This window comes from Dermabacter sp. Marseille-Q3180, assembly GCF_940792985.1.
Classification (GTDB): Bacteria; Actinomycetota; Actinomycetes; order Actinomycetales; family Dermabacteraceae; genus Dermabacter; species Dermabacter vaginalis.
This window is the reverse complement of record NZ_CALNWU010000001.1, coordinates 1341572-1362071: the sequence shown is the minus strand read 5'-3', so window position 1 is coordinate 1362071 and position 20500 is coordinate 1341572. Positions and strand designations below refer to the sequence as shown.

Here is a 20500-nt window from a genome sequence, read left to right as displayed (position 1 = left end):
CCCACAGATCAAGCGCCGTGCGAGATGCGAGGAAGCGTCGGATCCCCAGGGAACAGGCGGGGCCCCACGGCGCGCATGACGTACACGAGCGCAACCAGCACGGGGATCTCCACCATCGGTCCGATCGTGCCCGCGAGTGCCTGCGACGAGGTCGCGCCGAAGGTTCCGATCGTCACGGCGATCGCGAGCTCAAAGTTGTTCCCCGTTGCGGTGAACGCCGTGGAGGCACTCTGCGCATAGTTCATGCCCGATGCGCGCGCCGCAAAGAGCGAGAGGCCAAACATGAGCACGAAATACGCGAAGAGAGGAACGGCAACGCTCGCCACACTCCACGGGTGCTGAAGGATTTGCCGGCCTTGAAGGCAGAAGAGCACCACGATCGTGTACAGCAGGCCGATCATCGCAAGCGGCGAAACTTTCGGCAGGAAGTTATTTTCGAACCACTCACGGCCCTTGTAGTGCTCGCCGATCAGGCGCGAGAGCACACCGAGTGCGAGGGGAATCCCGAGGAAAATGAGCACGCTTTTCGCGATTGCCGCGAAGGAGAACTGCGCGCTCGTCGTGTCCAGCCCCAACCACCCGGGCAGAACCTGCAGATAAAACCAGCCGAGCACCGAAAACATCAAGAGCTGGAACACGGAATTGATCGCCACGAGCACAGCCGTTGCCTCACGGTCCGCGCATGAGAGATCGCTCCACACGAGCACCATGGCGATGCAGCGCGCGAGACCCACGATCACAAGACCCGTTCGAAGCTCCGGTTCATTCGGCAGGAACACCCACGCGAGGGCAAACATCACGAGAGGGCCCACCACCCAGTTGAGCAGCAGCGAGAGGATCATGAGCCGCCTATCGCGCGCGATCTTGCGCGCCTTCTCAAACCTCACCTTCGCGAGCGGCGGGTACATCATGACGAGGAGACCAAGTGCGATTGGCAGCGAAATATCGCTGATCTTCACGCGATTGAGAAGCTCCGAGGTTTGCGGCACCCACACGCTGAGGGCGATGCCCACGGCCATTGCCACAAGTATGAAAAGCGGCAAAAGGCGGTCAAGGATGGACAGTCGAGGTGCGGCAGTATCCTGCACGGTTGTTCCTTTCGGTTACTCGGTGCTTGCGGTCAGCTCTGCAAGCAGGGCCCGCACGCGTCGATCAATATCGTCGCGGATGAGGGTCATGCGCTCCTCCCCCTCGATGCCGCGAAGCGATGGCTCATCGATCTCCCACTTTTCGATCGTCCCGCGCATGCCCTCAATCGGTTCCACCTGCGCGTCACCTCCCACGATGACGGTGCGGTCCGCGGCGCGCAGGATGCGCGGGTCGATCGGCTTCGGGAACTCACCATCAAAATTTCCTCCGACGGTTGCCACGCTCGCGCGAGAAGCTTCATTGAGCGTCGTTCCCGGCTTCGTACCCGCCGAATGCACCTCAACGGCACCTCGTGCATGGTGACGCATGAGTGCTGCCGCCATTTGGCTCTTGCCGCCATTTTTCACGCACACAAAAAGCACGCTTGGTTTGCTCATGCTTCATACTCCCGAAGAGGTGACGTCGTTGCCCATCATTTTATGAGCAGCCGTTGCAGCCTCGCATGTCGTTAACTCTACGCCTAGGTCAGGGGCATAAAAGCCCGCCGCGATGGTAGGCAGGCAACCGTCGGACCCCACACCACGCATAGACAGGCCCGGCCCTCCACTAAGGTGGCACCATGACCATCAGAACGCTGGACGAGTTCCTCGACACGGTGCCCGAGGGCCCTAAGCGCGAGCGCATGATCGAGGTTCTCGATTGGGTGCAGGCGACGTACCCTGAGCTCGAGATGCGAATGGCGTGGAGCACGCCCATGTTCACGCATCACGGCACATTCATCGTGGGGTTCTCGGCGGCGAAGATGCATATGTCCGTGTCTCCCGAGAAGGCAACGATGGACCATTTCGCTGCCTTCATGGCCGCACGCGACACCGACCGCACCGCGATGCTCGCCCGCCAGCCGTGGAGTAAACCCTTCGACTATGAGCTGCTCGCGGCGTTCATCGACTACCAGCTCGCGACGAAGCAGAACGTGACGAGCTTCTGGCGGTCCTAAACCTTCCGAGGTGTAGCACACAGTTCTTGCGCTCAGCGCAATTTCGAACGGTAGAGTGACGATATGGATAATGCCACGATCGGCGCCGCCGTCGGTGCTTGCATCGACGACTCCGGGCACAACCGTAAAAAGGTCGCTGAAGCCGCACACATGCAGGCTTCGGCACTTACACGCTCAATCCAAGGCGAACGCACCTTCAAGGCGGTTGAACTCGCCTGGATTGCAGACTTCCTCGGGCTTAGCATCGACGCTCTTATTGGGCGCACCTCGCTTCCATTTGCTGCAGCCGCTCGTGCTGGTGGAGGAGTAAACGCTCATCTCGACTCTGAACTGAGCGAGAAAGCCTTGAAGCTCTATGAGAGACGCCTCGGGCTCGCCGAGCTGGGAGTTGGCAGCGTGCTCTCGTTTCCGGTGATCCCACCAGAAGCATCCCCGGAACGAACTGCTGGAATCGTCGTACAACATATTCGTCAGTTCGTTGGCGACGGAGTTCTCGGCGACGTGGATGAACTGGCGAGCGCCATCGAAGAAGCGTTCGGCATCGACGTATGGGTGACGCCACTTCCAAAAGGAATTGACGGCTACTGCATTCAAGCGCGAAGCGAACAGGTAGGCGCGATTATCGCGAACTCGACCAACAGCCCACAGCGGATTCGCTTCACGATCGCGCACGAGCTTGCACACTTGGTATGCGAACACAACACCTCGCACCATCGAGACGTAATCGACTACGAAAGCGCTGACCCCATTGAGCGTGTCGCAAACGAAATCGCGAGCGCCGTTCTCATGCCCCGGGACAAGGTCGTTGATCGTGATTCCTGGTCGCCCGAACAGCTTGCACACGAGGCCTACCGCTTCCGCGTCGCACCCATCGCGTTTGCTGCGAGAGTGCACAGCAAGTTCTACGCTCAGCAACTGCCCACCCTCGCGGGGGCGTGGCCGGACCCGCCCCTCTGCATGGAGCCTTATAGCGCGTGGCACGAACGCAACTGTCAAGAGCGAAAGCCGCGACGTCTCCTTCATGACCTTGCCCTCGCCTACTGCGAAAAACGCACAACGATCAGGCCTTTTGCCGATCTCGCCGGTATCGCTGACGTGGATGAGGCACGTAAAGCGGCACGCGCGGAAGTGGCTATCGCCGCGTGAGCGCCCGAAAGATCTTCCCCGACACAACGGTGGCCGTGACGTTTGCTTGCGTCGAGCGCACGGATCTCCTCATCTCGTGGCTGCGCAATAGGGGTGCGCAATGCGAAGGTATCGAGAAGGAACTTCGCGACTGGGAGCGCACCTTTGACTCAGTTGCACAGCTTCGCGAAGCGCTCGGAACACCAATTGAACTCACCACTGACGAAGAACTCAAGGCACTCAAAGTTCGCGTATCCGTTTTCGGCGGCACCAGTGCCAAACCGAAACAGCACCTCGGTGAAGCTATGACTCTCACACTCCTCGAACGCGTCGACTTCGCGAGGGCCACATGGGTGTCAGATGATCGCGAATCACGGGAGTACGCCACGTTTCGAGGTATTCGCTCCATCGACACTGTAGAAATCCTCAAGGAAACCATTGCCGACGGAGACCTTAGCCTCGATGAGGGCTGGTCTTTATGGAATGAGATGCATCAGCATCCGAAAGCGAGCTGCGCGGCGCCGACCTCGAAAAACGACCTCCTCAATTAAAGCTCGAGGCGCCGCCCCTCCCAATGTTCGATGAGCCAGCGGTCGTGGCTCGCGATGATGAGCGTCCCCGTCCATTCGCCAAAGGCTCGCTCGAGCGCCTCAACCGTGGCGAGATCGAGGAAGTTGGTGGGTTCATCAATGACGAGGAACGACGGCGCCTCGGCAAGCGCGAGGGCAAGCTGGGCGCGTCGTTGATTTCCCGCAGAGAGCTCGTCGATCCGCGTGCGCCACATTGAGGGATGCAGCATTCCCGATCCGCGCTCCCCGATCCCCTCGGTCCACACCTCGCGCGTGAAGCCTGGATCGCCCATGCGCGGTAGGCGTTGCGGCACGAATCCCACGGGCCGGTCACACGACACGGAACCGTGCGCACTCGCGCCCTCTGGCGGCTCCCCCGTGGCAATCCAGGTGAGGAGCGTTGATTTGCCGGCGCCGTTACCGCCCGTGATGAGCAAGTGCTCGCCGCGAGACAAGTCGAGGGTGAGCGGCGCCAAGCGCCCTTCAACGGCGGCGGCGCGCGTGGAAAGGGCAAGGCCAGCGGCGTTCTGCGCGGGCGCGAGCGGGAACGTCAGGTCGTAGGAGCGGGGCCGACGCACCTCCCGCTCCTCCAGCGCCTCAAGCTTTTTGTCGTCGTTGCGCGTGCGCCGAGTTGAAGTGGCTTGCGCGCGATCGGCAAAGAACTTCTTTGCCATACCGCTCGCCTCTGCGAGACGCACCCCTCCGCTCGCGATCGCCCCCGCCGCTTGGCGGTGCTCGCCAATCTCTCGCTTCTCGCTTTGCTGCGCCGCGTGAATCTGCGCATGCGCCTTTCGGGCCTTGTGCTTCGCCTCGAGGAACTTCGAATACGAGCCCGAGGTGCGATACACACCGTGAAGCTCGTGCCCCTCGGCCGTCGCGAGCGCCTGCCACGTCGCAACGTCGAGGTCGTAGATCGCCGTGGCAGTGTCCTCGATGAACGCGCGGTCGTGGCTCGACATGAGCACCGGCCCCTCCCACTGGCGCACGGTGCGCGCAAGGAAGGCTAAGCCCTCGGCATCAAGATGGTTCGTAGGCTCGTCGAGAATGAGCACCTCGGGCCGCGCGATAAGCATCGCCGCAAGCGGAAGCCTCCCCCGCTGGCCTGGGGAAAGTGTTGCCACATCACGTTCGCGGCCCTCCCCCGTGAGCATCGGAAGGCCAAGCCCCGCAAGCACTTCATCGATGCGCGACTCAAGCGACCACACATCGCGCACTGTCATCTGCGCAAGTAGAGCGTCGTACTCGCGAGCATCGTCCGAGCTCTCACCCCCGCCCGCCGCCATGTGGGCCGTGAGGCGTTCAAACATCGTGCTGAGAGCGCACACGGGCCGAAGGGCTTCATCGAAATAGTCGCCAACACTCCCGGAAAAGTTTTCTGCCGACGGAGGCTGGCAAGCGTCGGACCCCATTCCTTCCCACGTGACCGCGCCACCTTCGGGCGTTAGCTCCCCGAGCGCAAGCCGAAGCAGAGTGGTTTTGCCGCACCCGTTCGGGCCCACGAGGCACGCTCGCTCCCCCGCACCCACGCGAAAGCTCACGCGGTCGAGAAGCGGACGCGAGGAAAACGAGAACGAGACGGCATCGAAAACTAACGCAGCCACGACACCTCCCGTCTTTCGCCTCAGATGCTCCAAACCCTACTTTGCTAGTGTCACTCGCGTGAATCTCAAGTATGAAACCCATCACGTGACAAGCGCCGACCCGAACGATAACCCCTGGTATCCCGCCTGGCTCACCGCCGTCCAGCAGGGATTCCACGATCCCTACCCCTCACAGAAATTCCTCGAACACCAACTGAAAATCGACGCGGAACGCAAGGCAACCGCCCGCACCGTTCTCGATTCCGAACGACCCACCTACGGCCTCGGCAACGACATTCCCGTTGCCACCTTCATGGGCTGGACCGGTGAACTGAACGTTGGCGGCAAGGTCATCGACTGCCACCAGATCAGCGAAGTCACCGTGCTCGCCTCCCATCGCCGCCAAGGCATCGCCACGACCCTCATGACGGAATCGCTCACAGACGCGAAGGAAAAGGGGCTCGCCGTTGCGGCCCTCACCGCAACCGAAGCGGCGATCTACGGGCGTTTCGGTTTCGGCCCCGCGATCTTCAGCACCTCCGTCGAGCTGCACGCTGGCTCGGGCTTCAGCGTGTCCGCACCCATCACCGGCACGTGCGAATACATCGACGTCACCCAGCTCGCCGAAGCCTCCAGCCACGTCTTTGAGAAGTTCCACGCGCGCCAAACCGGCTCGATCAGCCGCTGCGCGCCCGAGATGGAAATCCGCAACGGCTCGATCGACAAGCCCACGCGCGAAACGAACAACAAAACCCGCGCGATCGGCCACTGGAACGAGAAGGGCGAGCTCGACGGTTACGCGACGTGGCGCCTTGAAAGCCGCGGCGGCGCCCTCGACGTCATCGACTTCGTGCCCTGCAACACCGACGCGAGCATCGCCATGTGGGAGTTCCTCGGCTCGCTCGATCTCGTGCGTCGGGTCCGCTTCGATAATGCCCGCAACGACGAGCACCTCCCCTGGGCCCTCGCTGATCGCCGCCGCTACCACATCACCGAGCACAACGACTTCCTGTGGCTGCGCGTGATCGACCCGGCCGCGCTGCTCGAGGCCCGCAACTACTACACCGAGGGTGACGTCACCTTCCGCGTGGTGGATTCGATGGGGTTTGCCGACGGCACTTGGCGCCTCACCGTGGAGGACGGCAAGGGCACGTGCGAGCCCTACGAGGGAGATCCGCAAGTGGAGATCGATGTTCCGGCTCTCGGCTCGACTCTCCTTGGCGGCGTCAACATCCAGGCCCTCGAAACGGTGGGCTGGGTGCGCGGTGACGAAGACGCGGTCGACAAGCTCGGCATCCTCCTGCAGCGCCGCCGCGAGCCGTGGTGCGTGACCTACTTCTAATTGAGAGGCATGCCGCCTGATGCTGCGGCGCAAAAGCCCTGGCGTACCTTAGCGACCTTCGGTGAGCTTGTGCGCTAGGGCTTCGTCTTCAAGCTCCGCGGCGATACGGGTCGCCCGGTCGAGATTCACGCGTGAGTTCCCCAGATCAAAGCGCGGAAACGTCGGCTCCGGGGCAGCTGTGGTTGCGCTCCGCTGCTCTTCGTTCTGATTCGCGGTCATGGGGCAATCCTATGTGGGGGCTTCTCGCGGCGAAATGGGCTCGAGGCAAAAATTTTTCTCGCCCCCGCTCGGCGAAAGACGAAAAGCGCTCTTTTACGGGTGCTGCCAAAGACTCGAGACTGGCAGAACGTGGAGGGGGGCTCCTCCATTTTTCATGGTGACTGCGCGCGTTCCCGAGTACAGCACCACGCGCGCCGCGACTCGATCCTTGAAGGGAGCTGATCCCACATCAAGGTTTTTCCACGCGCGTTCCGTCACGGTTTCGGCCGCCTTCACTTCGATGAGAATCAAGCGAGAATCGGCAAGTTCAACGACAACGTCGATTTCCCGATCTCGTTCGCGATAGTGGTGGAGGCTGAAGCGCTCCCGTGACCAGGTCGATTGCGCTCGCAGCTGCTCCCCCACAAACGACTCAAGCGTTGCCCCGAAAAGTTCCGCGCCTCCCGCGACGCGCGTCTTTTCGAGCGTGAGCCCAGATAAAAACGCGGCAAGGCCCGAATCAGCCACGGCGACTTTCGGGCGCTTGACCACGCGATTCGTGAAACCCACTCCCCACCCGGGCGTGACATCAAGAAGGTACATGCGCTCAGCGAGAGCGAGATAGTCCCCGAGTGCCGTCTCGCCAACCCCGAGAGCACGTGCCGTTTTCGCCTTCACGAGTTCCGATTGGCCCTGCTCCGCGACGTGCCGCAAGAGTGCTCGCAACTGGGAAGGGAACTGGCCGCCCGCGAGTTGAGGCGCATCATGCTCGATGAGTGAAGTGACATACGAATCGAACCACCGCGCTTTGCGACGCTCCCCTTCACGCTGCACGGGAACCGGATAGCCACCACCGAGGACCATGCCTCGAAGCTCATCCCCGCCGCAGTAGGAGACCTTGCCAGCATTTGCTCCCGCTGCGCCATCAAGAATCCACGAGATCCAATCCTCGGGCTCTGCCCGTTCCATAATTTCGCCAGCGGTAAGCGGATACACGCGAAGAAACTCCGCGCGACCCGCGAGAGAATCAGAGACACCAGGGGTGCGCAGCAGATCGGACGACCCGGTGATCGCGAATCGTCCCGGGCGCCGGTCGGCATCGATCGTGCGTTTCAACTCAAGTGCGAGCGCCGGAACGCGCTGCGCCTCATCGACCACAAGGGTCTTACCTTGGGCCTGTTGTAAAAACGCTGCCGGGTCCGCTTCCGCGAACGCTCGCTCAAGTGGATCATCGAGGGTGACCATATGAGCGCGTTGTGGATCAACAGCCTGCCCCACGAGCGTTGATTTCCCGACCTGGCGCGCGCCTTGAACAACGAGCAGGGGCGAGTCCTCGAGGATCTCCCGCGCGATTGACACCGCATGCCGGGGAATGTGGGCGTTTACCGAGTTCATGCGGTCATTCTAAGCGCCGCCCCATATAAAAAGCGAGGATTTGCCACCCCTTTTCCGAGGATTTGCCACCCTCCGCGCGGGGATTTTCCACGCCATTTCCGGGGATTTACCACCTCGATTTGGCTCCGCCGGTCACGCGTTTGAGGGCATGAAGAAACCCCAGGAGGGCTCAAGACCTTCCTGGGGTTTTCCTTGTGGAGCTAACGGGACTCGAACCCGTAACCCCCTGCTTGCAAAGCAGGTGCGCTACCAATTGCGCCATAGCCCCCGGTATGTCAGCGAGTCTGCTCTTCGGCTTCCTGCCAGAGATCGTCTCGCAATTGTTTTTCCTCAACTTTCCGCCAGGCGAAGAGGCCAATGGCGGTGGAGGCGATGAGCAAAAGAAGTGCTCGTACAAACTTCACGATGCCTCCGTTCGTTGAGTGGGCCTAGCTGGACTTGAACCAGCGACCTCTGTCTTATCAGGACAGCGCTCTAACCGACTGAGCTATAGGCCCTCCTGGAGCAACTTGCGTAACTCCAACGAGGAAACACTCTAGCCCAGTGCGGGTCCCTCGCACAAACGCACGCACGCATGTGTATGAGACGCCACACAGGCGAGAGGGCCGTGGCTTAATTATCCGTCAGCGTGACCTTCAAGCCGCCGAGCAGCGAGGCCACGATGTTGTACAGGAACGCGAACAGCGTGCCGAGCGCGGTAATGATCACGACGTTGAGCACCGACACGATCACCGAATACGAAAGCATCTTCGAGAACTCGAAGTACTCCATGAAGGGCAGCGGTTTGCCGCTGTTGAGGTCGGAGCCGATCTGGTGGATCTGGTCCCACAGGCCGATCGCGTCGACGATCTGCCACAGCAGCGCCACCGCGATGATGAGCGCGATACCAAACGCGATCGCCACGAGGAACGACAGCTTCATGACGCTCCACGGATCGAGCTGCGAGAGCGTGAGCTTCACGCGTCGGCCTCCCTGGCGCGGCACCTCTTGCGCGGGCGCGGCGTCATGGGCGCCGGGAACGGGGCGGCCAGCAGGCTGGTGGGTCGTGCGGCTCTTCGGCAGCGGCTGCGCGCCCTGGCGCTGGGTGCGGGAAGTCCCCGCCTGGGATGCTTTGGAAGCGGAAGGTGAAGGGGTCTGGTCGCCCTTTCGGTCCGACGCTTGTCCGCTTGCCGCGTTTCCTTTTTTCGCACCCTGTGCCTGGGCATTCTTCTTGGTGCGCGAGCTCGACTTCGGCTCGTCGCCCTCTCCGCTCTTGATCGCGTCGATGCGGCTCGTGACGCCTTCCGAAAGCGCGTCGGTGGCGTTGCGGGACTCGGCGCTCTGCTCGGGCCCGCCCTGCTTAGCGATCGGCTGGGTCTTATCGTCGCTCGTGGAACTCACGGTGTTCTCCTCGCTCATTCGATCAGTCCGAGACTACGGCATCGCCGGCATCGCCGCTGTCAGTCGACTCGCCTTCCGTGGCCGTGTCGGTCTCACCGGATTGTTCGGCTTCGGCGTTCTCGGCAGCTTCGCCCTGCGCGGTGACACCCTCACCGGGTGCCTCCGTGACCTCGTCATCGTCCTCCTCGTGCTCGCTTTCCTTGAACACGTTGACGAGGATGATCGAGTCTTTCTGGTCGGGCTTTGCGAACACCACGCCCATGGTGTCGCGGCCCTTGGAAGGCACGCCCGCGACGGAGGACCGCACGACCTTGCCCTTTTCCATGAGCACGAAAACTTCGTCAGTTTCCTCAACGATCGCGGCACCCACGAGGGGGCCGCGGTCGTTCGGCAGCTTCGCGACTTTAATACCCAGGCCACCTCGGCCCTGCACGCGGTACTCGTCAATCGAGGAACGCTTCGCGAAGCCGGAATCGGTCACGGTAAACACGAACGTGTCGGGGTGGGCAACATCCATCGCGAGAAGCTCATCGTCACCGCGGAACTTCATGCCGGTCACACCGCCCGTGACGCGGCCCATGGGGCGCAACACGTCGTCGGAAGCGGGGAATCGCACGCTCTGGCCGTTCTTCGACACAAGCAACAGGTGATCATCGCCGTTGACAGCGCGGGCCGCCACAAGCTCATCGGTGACGAGGGAACCGTCGGACCCCTCAAACTCACGCAAGTTGATCGCGATCAGGCCGGCGCTGCGATTCGAATCGAACGCGCTCATGGCAGTCTTCTTGACGATGCCCTGCTTCGTGGCGAGCACGAGGTACTCCGCCTCGTCGTATCCGCCGATCACGAGCACGGAACGGATCGACTCGTTCGGCTGGAACTCGAGAAGGTTCGCGATGTGCTGGCCCTTCGAGTCGCGCGGCGCCTCGGGAAGTTCGTAGCCCTTGATGCGGTACACGCGACCGAAGTTCGTGAAGAACAAAAGCCACTTGTGGGTCGTGGTCGTGAAGAAGTGGTCCACGACGTCGTTCTCGCGCAGGCTCGCGCCGCGCACGCCCTTGCCGCCACGCTTTTGCGCGCGGTATTCGTCGGTCTTCGTGCGCTTGACCCAGCCACCGCGCGTGATCGTGACGACCATGTCCTCTTCGGGGATGAGGTCCTCAACGGACACATCGCCATCGAAGGGCACGATCTGGGTGCGGCGATCATCGCCGTACTTCTCCACGATCGCTTCGAGCTCTTCACTCACAATTTCACGCTGGCGCTGCTCGCTGCCAAGGATTTCCTGGTACTCGAGGATCAACGCGGCAAGGCGATCGTGCTCTTCCATGATCTTTTGACGCTCGAGCGCGGCGAGGCGGCGAAGCTGGAGTGCGAGGATCGCGTTCGCCTGGATCTCATCGATGTCGAGAAGCGCGATGAGGGCCGTGCGGGCTTCGTCCACGTCGGGCGAGCGGCGAATGGTCGCGATCACCTCGTCAAGCGCATCGAGGGCCTTGAGGTAGCCGCGGTAGATGTGGATCTGCTCCTCGGCCTTACGCAGGCGGAAGCGGGTGCGGCGCACGATGACGTCGATCTGGTGCTTCGTCCACTCGCGCACGAACGAATCGATCGAAAGCGTGCGGGGCACGTCGTTGACGATCGCGAGCATGTTCGCGGAGAAGTTCTCCTGAAGCTGAGTTTGCTTGTACAGGTTGTTGAGCACAACCTTCGCCACGGCATCGCGCTTGAGGGTGAGCACGAGGCGCTGACCGGTCTTACCGGAGGTTTCGTCGGTGATGTCGGCGATGCCCTGGATGCGGCCGGCCTTGACGAGCTCGGCGATCTTACGCGCGAGGTTGTCGGGATTGACCTGGTAGGGAAGCTCGGTCACCACGAGCGCGAGGCGGCCGTTGATCTCTTCAGTTTTGACGACGGCACGCTGCGTGATCGAACCGCGACCCGTGCGGTACGCCTCCTCGATGCCCTTGCGGCCCGTGATCGTTGCGCCGTTCGGGAAGTCCGGGCCCTGGATGCGCTCGATGCACGCCTCGAGGAGCTCTTCCTTCGTGGCTTCAGGGTTCGTGAGCAGCCACTGCACCGCAGAAGCAACCTCGCGCAGGTTGTGCGGGGGGATGTTGGTCGCCATACCCACGGCGATACCCGCCGAGCCATTCACGAGAAGATTCGGGAAGCGCGAGGGCAACACCACGGGTTCATCCACCGTGTTGTCGTAGTTGCCCACCATGTCCACGGTGTCTTCGTTGATATCGCGCACGAGCTCGAGGGCAAGCGGCGACATCTTGCACTCGGTGTACCTCGAGGCCGCGGCGCCGTCGTCACCGGCCGAGCCGAAGTTGCCCTGGCCGAGCACGAGCGGGTAGCGCAGGTTCCACGGCTGCACGAGGCGCACGAGCGCATCGTAAATCGCGGAGTCGCCGTGCGGGTGGTAGGTACCCATGACCTCGCCGACGACCTTCGCGCACTTGCTGAAGGAGCGCTCGGGGCGGTAGCCACCGTCGTACATGCCGTACACAATGCGGCGGTGCACCGGCTTGAGGCCGTCGCGCACATCGGGAAGTGCACGCCCCACGATCACGCTCATCGCGTAATCGAGGTAGCTCTTTTGCATCTCCTTGTTCAGATCCACCTGGAAGATCTGATCGCCCTCATCCTCGTCGATCGCGTCAACGGTGGTGGTGAGGCCCTGCGGAATCGCGTGTTCGAGATCCTCGGCGCTCTTCGGGCCCTGATCTTCGATGTTCTCGTCGCTCATGTCTTCTCCCCTAGTCTTCCTCGCGTGAATGCTCTCTCAATAACCTCGGCTCGCCTTTCGGTGCGCGGTTTAGATATCGAGGAAGCGCACGTCCTTCGCGTTTTCCTGAATGAACCGGCGGCGCGCGTCCACGTCGTCGCCCATGAGCACGCTGAACACCGCGTCGGCGTCGGCAGCTTCGGCCATCGTGACCTGCTTGAGGGTGCGCAAATCGCGGTCCATCGTGGTGGTTTGCAGCTCGCGCCAGTCCATTTCGCCGAGACCCTTGTAGCGCTGAATGCCGTTGTCCTTCGGAATGCGCTTGCCGGCGGCACGGCCTTCTTCGAGCTTGCGGTCACGTTCCTCGTCGCTGAACACGTATTCGTGCGGCGAGTTCGTCCACTTGAGGCGATACAGCGGCGGCATCGCGATGAACACGTGCCCGAGTTCGATGAGCGGGCGCATGTAGCGGAACAGCAGCGTGAGCAAAAGCGTGCAAATGTGCTGGCCGTCCACGTCGGCATCCGCCATGAGAATGATCTTGTGGTAGCGCAGCTTCGTGGGATCGAAATCCTCGCCGATACCCGTGCCGAACGCCGTGATAAGCGAGCGCACCTCGGCGTTGTCGAGGGCGCGATCGAGGCGCGCCTTCTCCACGTTGAGGATCTTGCCGCGGATCGGGAGGATCGCCTGGGTCTTCGGGTCGCGGCCGGACACGGCCGAGCCGCCTGCCGAGTCACCCTCGACGATAAAGATTTCGCTGATCGCGGGGTTGCGGCTCGAGCAGTCGCGAAGCTTGCCGGGCATGCCGCCCGTTTCGAGCGGCGACTTGCGGCGAGTCGCATCGCGCGCCTTGCGGGCGGCCTCGCGGGCCGCGGCCGCCGATTGCGCCTTCGTGACGATCATCTTCATCTCGTTCGGGTGGGCCGAGGCCCAGTCGCCGAGCTTGTCGGTCATCACCTTCGACACGAACGTGCGCGCGATCGTGTTGCCGAGCTTGGTCTTCGTTTGCCCTTCGAACTGGGGCTCGCCGAGCTTTACGGACACGACCGCCGTGAGGCCCTCGCGGATGTCTTCGCCCGTGAGATTCGCGTCCTTTTCCTTCATAAGGTTATTGGAGCGCGCGTAGCGGTTGATCACGCCCGTGAGAGCGCTGCGGAAGCCCTCTTCGTGCGTGCCGCCCTCGTGGGTGTTAATGGTGTTCGCGTACGTGTGCACCGACTCGGAATACGCCGTGGTCCACTGCATCGCGATCTCCACGGAGATCATGTGGTCCGTGTCTTCGCTCTCGAAGCTGATGATCTCCGGGTGGATCACCTCGGCGCGCTTTTGCTTATTGATGTACTTAACGAAGTCCTCGAGACCCTGCTCGTACAGGAACGTCACGGTCTTGGTCTTGGGCTTCTCGGCCGTGTCGGCACCGGCGTCGGTGGGGCGAGCCGCGTCGTTAATCCCGTCGTTTTCGTCGACATCCTGATCGAGGTTGTCGAGATCCGGGAGATCATCGTCAACGGGATCCTCAACCGGGCGGTGATCCGTGAGGGTGATCTTGAGGCCTTTGTTCAGGAAGGCCATCTGCTGGAAACGCTTGCGGAGCGTCTCAAACTCGTACTCGGTGGTCTCGAAAATATCGCCATCGGCCCAGAACGTGAGCGACGTGCCCGTTTCTTCGGTGGCTTCGCCCTTCTCGAGCGGGGCGTTCGGCACGCCGTGCGTGTACTGCTGGCGCCACACGTAGCCGTCGCGCTTAATCTCGACCTCGAGGCGCTTCGAAAGCGCGTTCACCACGGAGGAGCCCACGCCGTGCAGACCGCCCGAGACCGCGTAGCCGCCGCCGCCGAACTTACCGCCCGCGTGAAGCACCGTGAGCACGAGCTCAACGGCGGGCTTCTTCTCGGTGGGGTGCATAGCAACGGGGATGCCGCGGCCATCGTCGATCACGCGCACGCCGCCATCCTCGAGCACGTCCACGGTGATTTCACTCGCGTAGCCCGCGAGCGCTTCGTCAACTGAGTTATCAACGATCTCGTACACGAGGTGGTGCAAACCGCGCTCGCCGGTCGAACCGATGTACATGCCTGGGCGTTTGCGAACCGCCTCGAGGCCTTCGAGGACGGTGATGTCCGAGGCGTCGTAATGCGGTGCGTTTTCCTGGGCTTCGCTCACGAAGGAATCTCCTTGATGGTCAACGCCGGGTCGGTTGAACCCGGGTGTGAGGATCGAGGGCCCGTGAGCCATCTTCACCCCTTGGCACGGGGGCGGGCCCATTTCGGGGGCCCGTGGCCTCTCAGGGCCATTTGCAGGCCGCTGAGCGGAACTCGACCACTCTCAACCCTCAAATTTTACCGCACGGGAACCCCGGAAGGAGGTTCATGCGTGCATATCGCCGTCCCGTGTGTCGGTCAGCACAACCCCCTCCCCCGAATTGCATAGGGCTAACGGGGGTTTGAACCTCCCGTAACTCTGAATTGCAGAGGGCTAACGGGGGTTTGGGTCGCCAGACCAACTGAAGTGCAGAGGAACTATGGGGTTTTTTGTCGGTTTTCTGCACCCTGGTGACTTAGCCCTATCCATAGGTGTCGCGCGGGCCGCGCCACGTCACGGTGCGGCTCCCCTTTTTCCAGGATTGCGTACTCGGCCCAGCTACCTTGATTTCGCTCACGACCTGGGCACCTACCCGCTCGTGAATTCGCGTCACGATCTGCGGCGAAAGCATGCGCAGCTGCGCCGCCCACGCGGAGGAATCGGTGCTCACAACGAGCACGCCTTCCTCGAAACTTTCGATGTGGCAATGCTGCGCGATAGCGGGCCCCACAATGTCGTCCCATTCAGCAAGCACACGTCCCGCGCTGAGACCTCGATCCCACCCGAGATTCACGAGCATCTTCTCTAGCACGGTGTTCAAGCGCTGCGGATCGCGCGGATCGGGCCCCGCCCCCGAATAGCCGGCGCCCTGGGCCCGCTCGCCACGCGGATCGCCCTTGGGCCGGGTGAGACGGCTCGCGCGCGGCCTGTAACCATGCTTCTTCGCGGCCGCCCGGGCCTGATTGAGGGCGCGCCGGCCAAGCTCATCGGGGCGCGAGAAATCTCGGGGTTTCGCTTCGGGGTCAGGCGTGAGCTCATCGGTCATTCCCGGTCCGACGCCTGCTTCGCCCTCCTCGCGCTCCCGCTCGGCTCGGGGCTCCTCGGCCTCCCGCGCGGAAGACCCTGACTGAGCCACACCACTCCCCTGCTTGTTCGCAGCCCCTTTCGAAGCAGTCCGCTGTTGCCACGTGCCGAGTGCATAGGGGTTGAGTGAAGGCCTCTGCGGGCCGTGACTCGCCTCGGCCCTGTTCACCACGTGGCCCCCGCATCTCTCGCGCCTCGAGGCCCGCCTTCGCGCACGGTCGCGGAACCCTTCACGACATCGACGACGTGCACGTCGTCGCCGATCGATCGAGGGATGTCGGCATCGTTCGCCGTTGTAATCAGCACTTGCGCAGCACCCTTGATGATGCGCCCCAGGCGCTCGCGACGATGGGCATCGAGCTCACTGAACACATCGTCGAGAATGAGGATCGGCTCACCGTCGCCAAGGTCGCCCTCCTCGATCGTGAGGAGGTCGTAGGAGCCGAGGCGGAGCGCAAGGGCGAGCGACCATGATTCGCCGTGGCTCGCATAGCCCTTGGCAGGGAAGTCGCTGAGGCGGATCTCGAGGTCGTCGCGGTGAGGTCCCACGAGGCTCACGCCGCGGTCGATTTCGTCGTCGCGGCGCTCCTCGATGTGGGCGAGGAGGGCGTCATGAAGCTGCTGCAGGCTCGGCAGGGGCGGCTCGTCGCGCGTCGTTTCGACGTCGGTTGCGGCGGCGAGGTCACCCTCGAGAACACTCGAGGCGTAGCGGATGTTCGCCGGACTCGTGACGGCGCCGCGACCGCCGGGGCCAAGACCGAGGTTGGGATCCGCGCCTTCGTCGCTCGAGACCCGCAGGTAGGAGTATCCAACGTGGGGTCGCAAGCGATTCACGAGGTGGAGGCGTGCACGCATGAGTTCAGCGCCGCGGCGCGCGAGCTGTTCGTCCCACACGGCAAGAGTGGCGTCGGCAGCTTCGCGCGGGTCCATGCCGCCAATCTCCTCTGCCGCATGTTTTCCACCTCGGCCCTTCTTCATGGCGCGCATCTGCTTGAGAAGGTGATTGCGCTGGCGTAGCACCTTGTCGTAGTCGTATTTGATGCTCGCGAAGCGCGGGGCGATTTCGAAGAGGATCTCATCGAGAAAGCGACGCCGGCCCTCAGGTTCACCTTTCACGAGGGCGAGATCCTCGGGGGAAAACATGACGGCGCGAACTTGCCCGAGGATTTCACGGGCTCGTGCAAGTGGCTGCGAGTGCAGGCGCACCTCGTTGGGGCGGCCTGGCGAGATCTGCATGTCGATCCGTACATCGCGGCCAGAGCGTTCACACATCGCGCGGATGATTGCGGTTTTCTCGCCTCGCCGCACGAGGGCGGCGTCATGTGCCACGCGGTGCGAGGAAAGGGTCGCGAGGTACCAGAGGGCCTCGACGATGTTGGTTTTCCCCTGGCCGTTCGCTCCCACGAACACGGTGATCCCGGGTGTGAAGCGCAGAAAGGTGTGGGCGTAGGAGCGGTAGTTGGTGAGTTCGAGCGCCTTGAGGTGCATCGAGGATCAAACGCTCAGATGCGCATAGGCATGAGGAGGTAGCGGTAGTGCTCCTCCGGTGCTGCTTCAAGCGATTCTTGCCCGCGAAGAACGGTGGGCTTGACCGAATCGGGAAGCGAGAAGTGCGTGAAGTCGGTACCGAGCGCGCCGAGGCCATCGAGCAGGAAGCCCGAGTTATAGCCCACCACGAGATCGCCACCGTCAACTTTCGCTTCGAGAACCTCGCTTGCCTGAGCCTCGTCACCGTCCCCCGCTTCGAGAGCGACCTGACCCTCGCTGAAGGTGAGGCGCACGGGAGTGTTGCGCTCTGCCACGAGGCTCACGCGCTTCACGGCCTCGATGAGTGGGGCAGTCGCGACACTCACGGTGTACGGGGTGACATCGGGGAACAGGCGCAGCACGGGCGGGTAATCGCCATCAACGAGGGTCGAGGTGGTGCGGCGACCCGAGGATTCGAACCCAATGAGGTTTGCGGAGTCGCCTTCGCTGAGCGCGACCTCGACGTTGCCTCCACTGAGCGAACGAGCAACCTCGGTAAGGGTGCGCGAACGCACGAGGGCGCTCAACTCGCTCGAAGGATTCGCGGGGTTCCAGGTGAATTCGCGAACGGCAAGGCGGTAACGGTCGGTCGCCGCCATCATGACCTTCTCGCCCTCGATTGTGACTTTCACGCCCGTGAGCAACGGGACAACATCGTCTTTGCTTGCGGCGATCGAGACCTGCGCGATCGCGCGGGCAAAGGTTCCCGAATCAATCGTGCCCACGACGGGCGGCATCTCGGGAAGAACCGGGTATTCGGCAACCGGGAGGGTCGAGAGTGCGAAGCGCGAGGAGCCACAGAGGATCTCTACCTTCGGGCCTTCATGGCTCACAGAGACGGTCTTGTGGGGAAGGGCGCGCACGATATCGCTGAGCATCCTGCCTTGAACAAGCACTTCGCCGGGCTCGTCGATCTCGGCCTCAACGGAGATGTGGGCGCTCACTTCGTAGTCGAAGGTCGAAAACTTGAGTTCGCCATCCTCGGCAACAATCCTCACGCCCTGGAGGATGGGCATTGCGGGGCGCTGCGGGAGAGTGCGGGTTGCCCACGACACGGCATCGTTCAGCACGTCCCGATCAAGATGAAATTTCACGCCTCGGCTCCTTTACGAAAAAGCTTTCCGCGCCCTCGCGCGTACTTCCCAACTTTAGCCAAATTCTTTGTCTCTCGCCCGGGTCAAAATTACACGCCTGTCATTCTCATCCCCAAGGCTTCCACATCCTCAGGGCCTGGATCTTGCGAGCAACGCGAGTTTTCCCCATCACCCGTGTCTCAAGTTTAAACAACCCTCTTAATTACGGCTGTTGAAGCTGTGGATAACCATCATTTCTGCAGGTCACGCTGAAAACTACAAGTTTCTAATTCGGTGCGAGTAACGACGAGAAGCTGTGGAGATATTGGGCATAACAGTCACTATTCGCCGCTGTGGCGAGTTCTCTCCTCACAACAGCCAAGCCGTGCGTGCACATTCTCCACAAAGTTATCCACAATTCTGGAAACGTTGCTCGTGACCAGGCTCGTTGCGCTGCTCGCAACCGTGAGACTACCTAGCGCCTTCCCTGCTCCTGAGCGTTCGCTTTTACGCGAGCCGTGAGCTCTGTAACTTGATTGAACAGGGCTCGGCGCTCCTTCATGAGCGTCGAGACCTTCTTGTAGGCATGGATGACGGTCGTGTGATCGCGCCCCCCGAACGCATCCCCGATCGCCATGAGCGGCATCTCAGTGAGTTCACGGCACAGATACATCGCGCACTGGCGGGCCGTGACGAGCGCACGGGTGCGAGCGGTGCCCTTGATTTCATCAACACCGAAACCGAAGTACGCCGCCGTCTCCGCGATGATGAGATTCGGGGTGATCTCCGCACCCCCATCGTGCGTGAGCAGGTCTTTCAGCACGTTCTGCGCGAGCTCTACATCCATGGGCTGCTTCGAAAGTGAATGCAGTGCCTGCACGCGAATAAGCGCACCTTCGAGCTCGCGGATGTTCGAGGAAATGTTCTCCGCGATGTACTCGAGCACCTCGCGAGGAACCTCCTCGTTGTTCTCCGCTGCGACCTTTTTACGCAAAATTGCGATGCGGGTCTCGAGATCTGGTGGCTGCACGTCGGTCATGAGCCCCATCTCGAAACGCGAGCGCATTCGATCCTCGAGGCCGCCGAGGAGCTTCGGGGGAAGATCCGAGGTGATGACGATCTGCTTATTCGCGTTGTGCAGCGTGTTGAACGTATGGAAGAACGCCTCGAGGGTCTCGGGCGCGCGCTGCAGGAACTGGATGTCGTCGATCAGGAGGATGTCGATGTCGCGGTAGCGGCGCTGGAACTCTTGCGCCTTACCGAACTGACCCGACTGGACCGAGTTGATGAAGTCGTTCGTGAATTCCTCGGAGTTGACGTAGCGCACCTGAATGTTCGGGTGCAGCTGCTTCGCGTAGTGCCCGGTTGCGTGGAGCAAGTGGGTCTTGCCGAGTCCGGACCCGCCATAGATAAACAGAGGGTTGTAGGCGAGGGCGGGCTGCTCGGCCACGGCGTAGGCAGCGGCTTGGGCAAAGCGGTTCGAGGCACCCACAACGAACGTTGAGAACGTGTACTTCGGATTCAGGCGAGAGTCGTTCCCGAGAGACGACGCCGTGGGGAGATCGACGGAGCTGGCCGGTGCTTCGGTTCGGTCGGTTCCCTCCGCCGGGGTATAGGGGGAATAGGGCGCGGGGTCCGACGCTTGCTCGGCCCCTGCCGGTACCGTATTCACAGAGTTATCCCCATCTCGACGTGGGGTGATACCCATTGTTCCCGAAGAATCCACAGAGTTATCCACAATGTTGTCAACTGTGGGAGCGGGAGCAGGGGCCGGAGAATCGGGGGCGTCGTCAAGACCGAGAGTGGGATCGATCGTGACCGCGAAAGTCACGGGCTTCCCCATGGCCTGTGAGAGAGCGGAGCGAAGCTGCTCGGGAATGCGCATCTCAAAAAGGTCTTTCACGGTCGCATTCGGCACCGCGATCAGGGCCGTATCCTCGAGAAATCCGCGCAAACTTGAGAGCGTGACGTAGGCGAGGTGGCGATTCGAAACCGAGTCATCGGCGCGCAAAATCTGCTGGCACTCGGCCCACAGCGCGTCGCGATCGAGTGCGGTCTCGTCCATTCGGGGCTCCTCGTGGGGATCGGGGGTGCGGCGGACGACCACAATTATCCACCATGTTTTCCACATTTATGCCCAATGACGTGGAAGAAGGAGCACACCCTGTCGAATCATTGGGGATAACCATGAGATTCTAGGCACACTTCGCCGAATCGAGCCCAGTTCCATTGACCGAGTAGCCGCGCGATTCTAGACTCGATCAGTCTGTGTTCACGAGAACCATCACTGTGGATCTCGCGCACACCCGAAACCACCGGCCCC

The 20500-nt window shown here is 62.0% G+C and carries 17 protein-coding genes and 2 tRNA genes; 4 read left to right on the top strand and 15 right to left on the bottom strand.

Going from position 1 to position 20500, the window contains the following annotated elements; genetic code table 11:
* Positions 1–8: 8 nt before the first annotated feature.
* A complete protein-coding gene (arsB, locus tag NBW56_RS06100) occupies positions 9–1088 on the bottom strand; it encodes an ACR3 family arsenite efflux transporter (protein ID WP_284346096.1) in 1080 nt (359 codons plus the stop codon).
* Positions 1089–1103: 15 nt separating this feature from the next.
* Entirely contained in the window at positions 1104–1526 is a 423-nt protein-coding gene (locus NBW56_RS06095; protein WP_250258422.1) for an arsenate-mycothiol transferase ArsC, read from the bottom strand.
* Between the two features lie 182 nt (positions 1527–1708).
* Between NBW56_RS06095 and NBW56_RS06090 the strand changes: the two genes are divergently transcribed.
* From NBW56_RS06090 to NBW56_RS06080, 3 genes are all read left to right on the top strand, one after another.
* Positions 1709–2086 carry an iron chaperone gene (locus tag NBW56_RS06090; RefSeq protein ID WP_250258421.1) on the top strand — a complete coding sequence of 126 codons (378 nt, stop codon included), beginning with the start codon at positions 1709–1711 and terminating at the stop codon, positions 2084–2086.
* Positions 2087–2149: 63 nt separating this feature from the next.
* On the top strand, positions 2150–3232 hold the full coding sequence (locus tag NBW56_RS06085) for an ImmA/IrrE family metallo-endopeptidase (protein ID WP_250258420.1): 1083 nt from the start codon (positions 2150–2152) through the stop codon (positions 3230–3232).
* Positions 3229–3762, top strand: a complete 534-nt coding sequence (locus NBW56_RS06080) for a hypothetical protein (protein WP_250258419.1) — start codon at positions 3229–3231, stop codon at positions 3760–3762. Before NBW56_RS06085 ends, NBW56_RS06080 begins: the two co-directional genes overlap by 4 nt.
* On the opposite strand, the gene NBW56_RS06075 is transcribed toward NBW56_RS06080, so the two are convergent.
* On the bottom strand, positions 3759–5381 hold the full coding sequence (locus NBW56_RS06075) for an ABC-F family ATP-binding cassette domain-containing protein (RefSeq protein WP_250258418.1): 1623 nt from the start codon (positions 5379–5381) through the stop codon (positions 3759–3761). The genes NBW56_RS06080 and NBW56_RS06075 overlap by 4 nt on opposite strands.
* A gap of 58 nt (positions 5382–5439) precedes the next feature.
* Here NBW56_RS06075 and NBW56_RS06070 point away from each other — a divergent pair, with 58 nt between their 5' ends.
* Positions 5440–6702: a GNAT family N-acetyltransferase gene (locus NBW56_RS06070; protein WP_250258417.1), complete on the top strand. Its 1263-nt coding sequence runs from the start codon at positions 5440–5442 to the stop codon at positions 6700–6702.
* 48 nt (positions 6703–6750) lie between these two features.
* On the opposite strand, the gene NBW56_RS06065 is transcribed toward NBW56_RS06070, so the two are convergent.
* From NBW56_RS06065 to dnaA, 12 genes are all read right to left on the bottom strand, one after another.
* Complete coding sequence (locus tag NBW56_RS06065; RefSeq protein ID WP_153246498.1) at positions 6751–6921, bottom strand: hypothetical protein; 171 nt, start codon at positions 6919–6921, stop codon at positions 6751–6753.
* A gap of 93 nt (positions 6922–7014) precedes the next feature.
* The gene (locus NBW56_RS06060) at positions 7015–8295 is read right to left on the bottom strand and encodes an ATP-binding protein (RefSeq protein ID WP_250258416.1); all 1281 of its coding nucleotides are present in this window, start codon (positions 8293–8295) and stop codon (positions 7015–7017) included.
* Between the two features lie 195 nt (positions 8296–8490).
* Positions 8491–8563: transfer RNA gene (locus tag NBW56_RS06055), tRNA-Ala, on the bottom strand.
* Positions 8564–8570: 7 nt separating this feature from the next.
* Positions 8571–8699, bottom strand: coding sequence for a DLW-39 family protein (locus tag NBW56_RS06050; protein WP_250258415.1), 129 nt, complete (start codon positions 8697–8699; stop codon positions 8571–8573).
* Positions 8700–8718: 19 nt separating this feature from the next.
* Positions 8719–8792: transfer RNA gene (locus NBW56_RS06045), tRNA-Ile, on the bottom strand.
* Between the two features lie 115 nt (positions 8793–8907).
* On the bottom strand, positions 8908–9675 hold the full coding sequence (locus NBW56_RS06040; protein WP_250258414.1) for a DUF3566 domain-containing protein: 768 nt from the start codon (positions 9673–9675) through the stop codon (positions 8908–8910).
* Between the two features lie 22 nt (positions 9676–9697).
* Positions 9698–12430, bottom strand: coding sequence for a DNA gyrase subunit A (gene gyrA, locus NBW56_RS06035; RefSeq protein WP_250258413.1), 2733 nt, complete (start codon positions 12428–12430; stop codon positions 9698–9700).
* A 69-nt stretch (positions 12431–12499) separates the two neighbouring features.
* The gene (gene gyrB / locus NBW56_RS06030; RefSeq protein WP_250258412.1) at positions 12500–14647 is read right to left on the bottom strand and encodes a DNA topoisomerase (ATP-hydrolyzing) subunit B; all 2148 of its coding nucleotides are present in this window, start codon (positions 14645–14647) and stop codon (positions 12500–12502) included.
* 328 nt (positions 14648–14975) lie between these two features.
* The gene (locus NBW56_RS06025) at positions 14976–15629 is read right to left on the bottom strand and encodes a DciA family protein (protein ID WP_250258411.1); all 654 of its coding nucleotides are present in this window, start codon (positions 15627–15629) and stop codon (positions 14976–14978) included.
* A gap of 113 nt (positions 15630–15742) precedes the next feature.
* A complete protein-coding gene (gene recF, locus NBW56_RS06020) occupies positions 15743–17065 on the bottom strand; it encodes a DNA replication/repair protein RecF (protein WP_250258410.1) in 1323 nt (440 codons plus the stop codon).
* 14 nt (positions 17066–17079) lie between these two features.
* Positions 17080–18198, bottom strand: coding sequence for a DNA polymerase III subunit beta (dnaN, locus tag NBW56_RS06015; protein ID WP_250258409.1), 1119 nt, complete (start codon positions 18196–18198; stop codon positions 17080–17082).
* 454 nt (positions 18199–18652) lie between these two features.
* A complete protein-coding gene (gene dnaA, locus NBW56_RS06010) occupies positions 18653–20242 on the bottom strand; it encodes a chromosomal replication initiator protein DnaA (RefSeq protein WP_250258408.1) in 1590 nt (529 codons plus the stop codon).
* Positions 20243–20500: the final 258 nt, after the last annotated feature.

What these genes read in the sequence shown, in the direction of transcription:
- NBW56_RS06085 (WP_250258420.1), top strand. Translation starts at nt 2,150, where the DNA reads ATGGATAATGCCACGATCGGCGCCGCCGTCGGTGCTTGCATCGACGAC.
- gyrA (WP_250258413.1), bottom strand. Translation starts at nt 12,430, where the DNA reads ATGAGCGACGAGAACATCGAAGATCAGGGCCCGAAGAGCGCCGAGGAT.
- gyrB (WP_250258412.1), bottom strand. Translation starts at nt 14,647, where the DNA reads ATGGCTCACGGGCCCTCGATCCTCACACCCGGGTTCAACCGACCCGGC.
- NBW56_RS06095 (WP_250258422.1), bottom strand. Translation starts at nt 1,526, where the DNA reads ATGAGCAAACCAAGCGTGCTTTTTGTGTGCGTGAAAAATGGCGGCAAG.
- recF (WP_250258410.1), bottom strand. Translation starts at nt 17,065, where the DNA reads ATGCACCTCAAGGCGCTCGAACTCACCAACTACCGCTCCTACGCCCAC.
- NBW56_RS06065 (WP_153246498.1), bottom strand. Translation starts at nt 6,921, where the DNA reads ATGACCGCGAATCAGAACGAAGAGCAGCGGAGCGCAACCACAGCTGCC.
- NBW56_RS06090 (WP_250258421.1), top strand. Translation starts at nt 1,709, where the DNA reads ATGACCATCAGAACGCTGGACGAGTTCCTCGACACGGTGCCCGAGGGC.
- dnaA (WP_250258408.1), bottom strand. Translation starts at nt 20,242, where the DNA reads ATGGACGAGACCGCACTCGATCGCGACGCGCTGTGGGCCGAGTGCCAG.
- NBW56_RS06060 (WP_250258416.1), bottom strand. Translation starts at nt 8,295, where the DNA reads ATGAACTCGGTAAACGCCCACATTCCCCGGCATGCGGTGTCAATCGCG.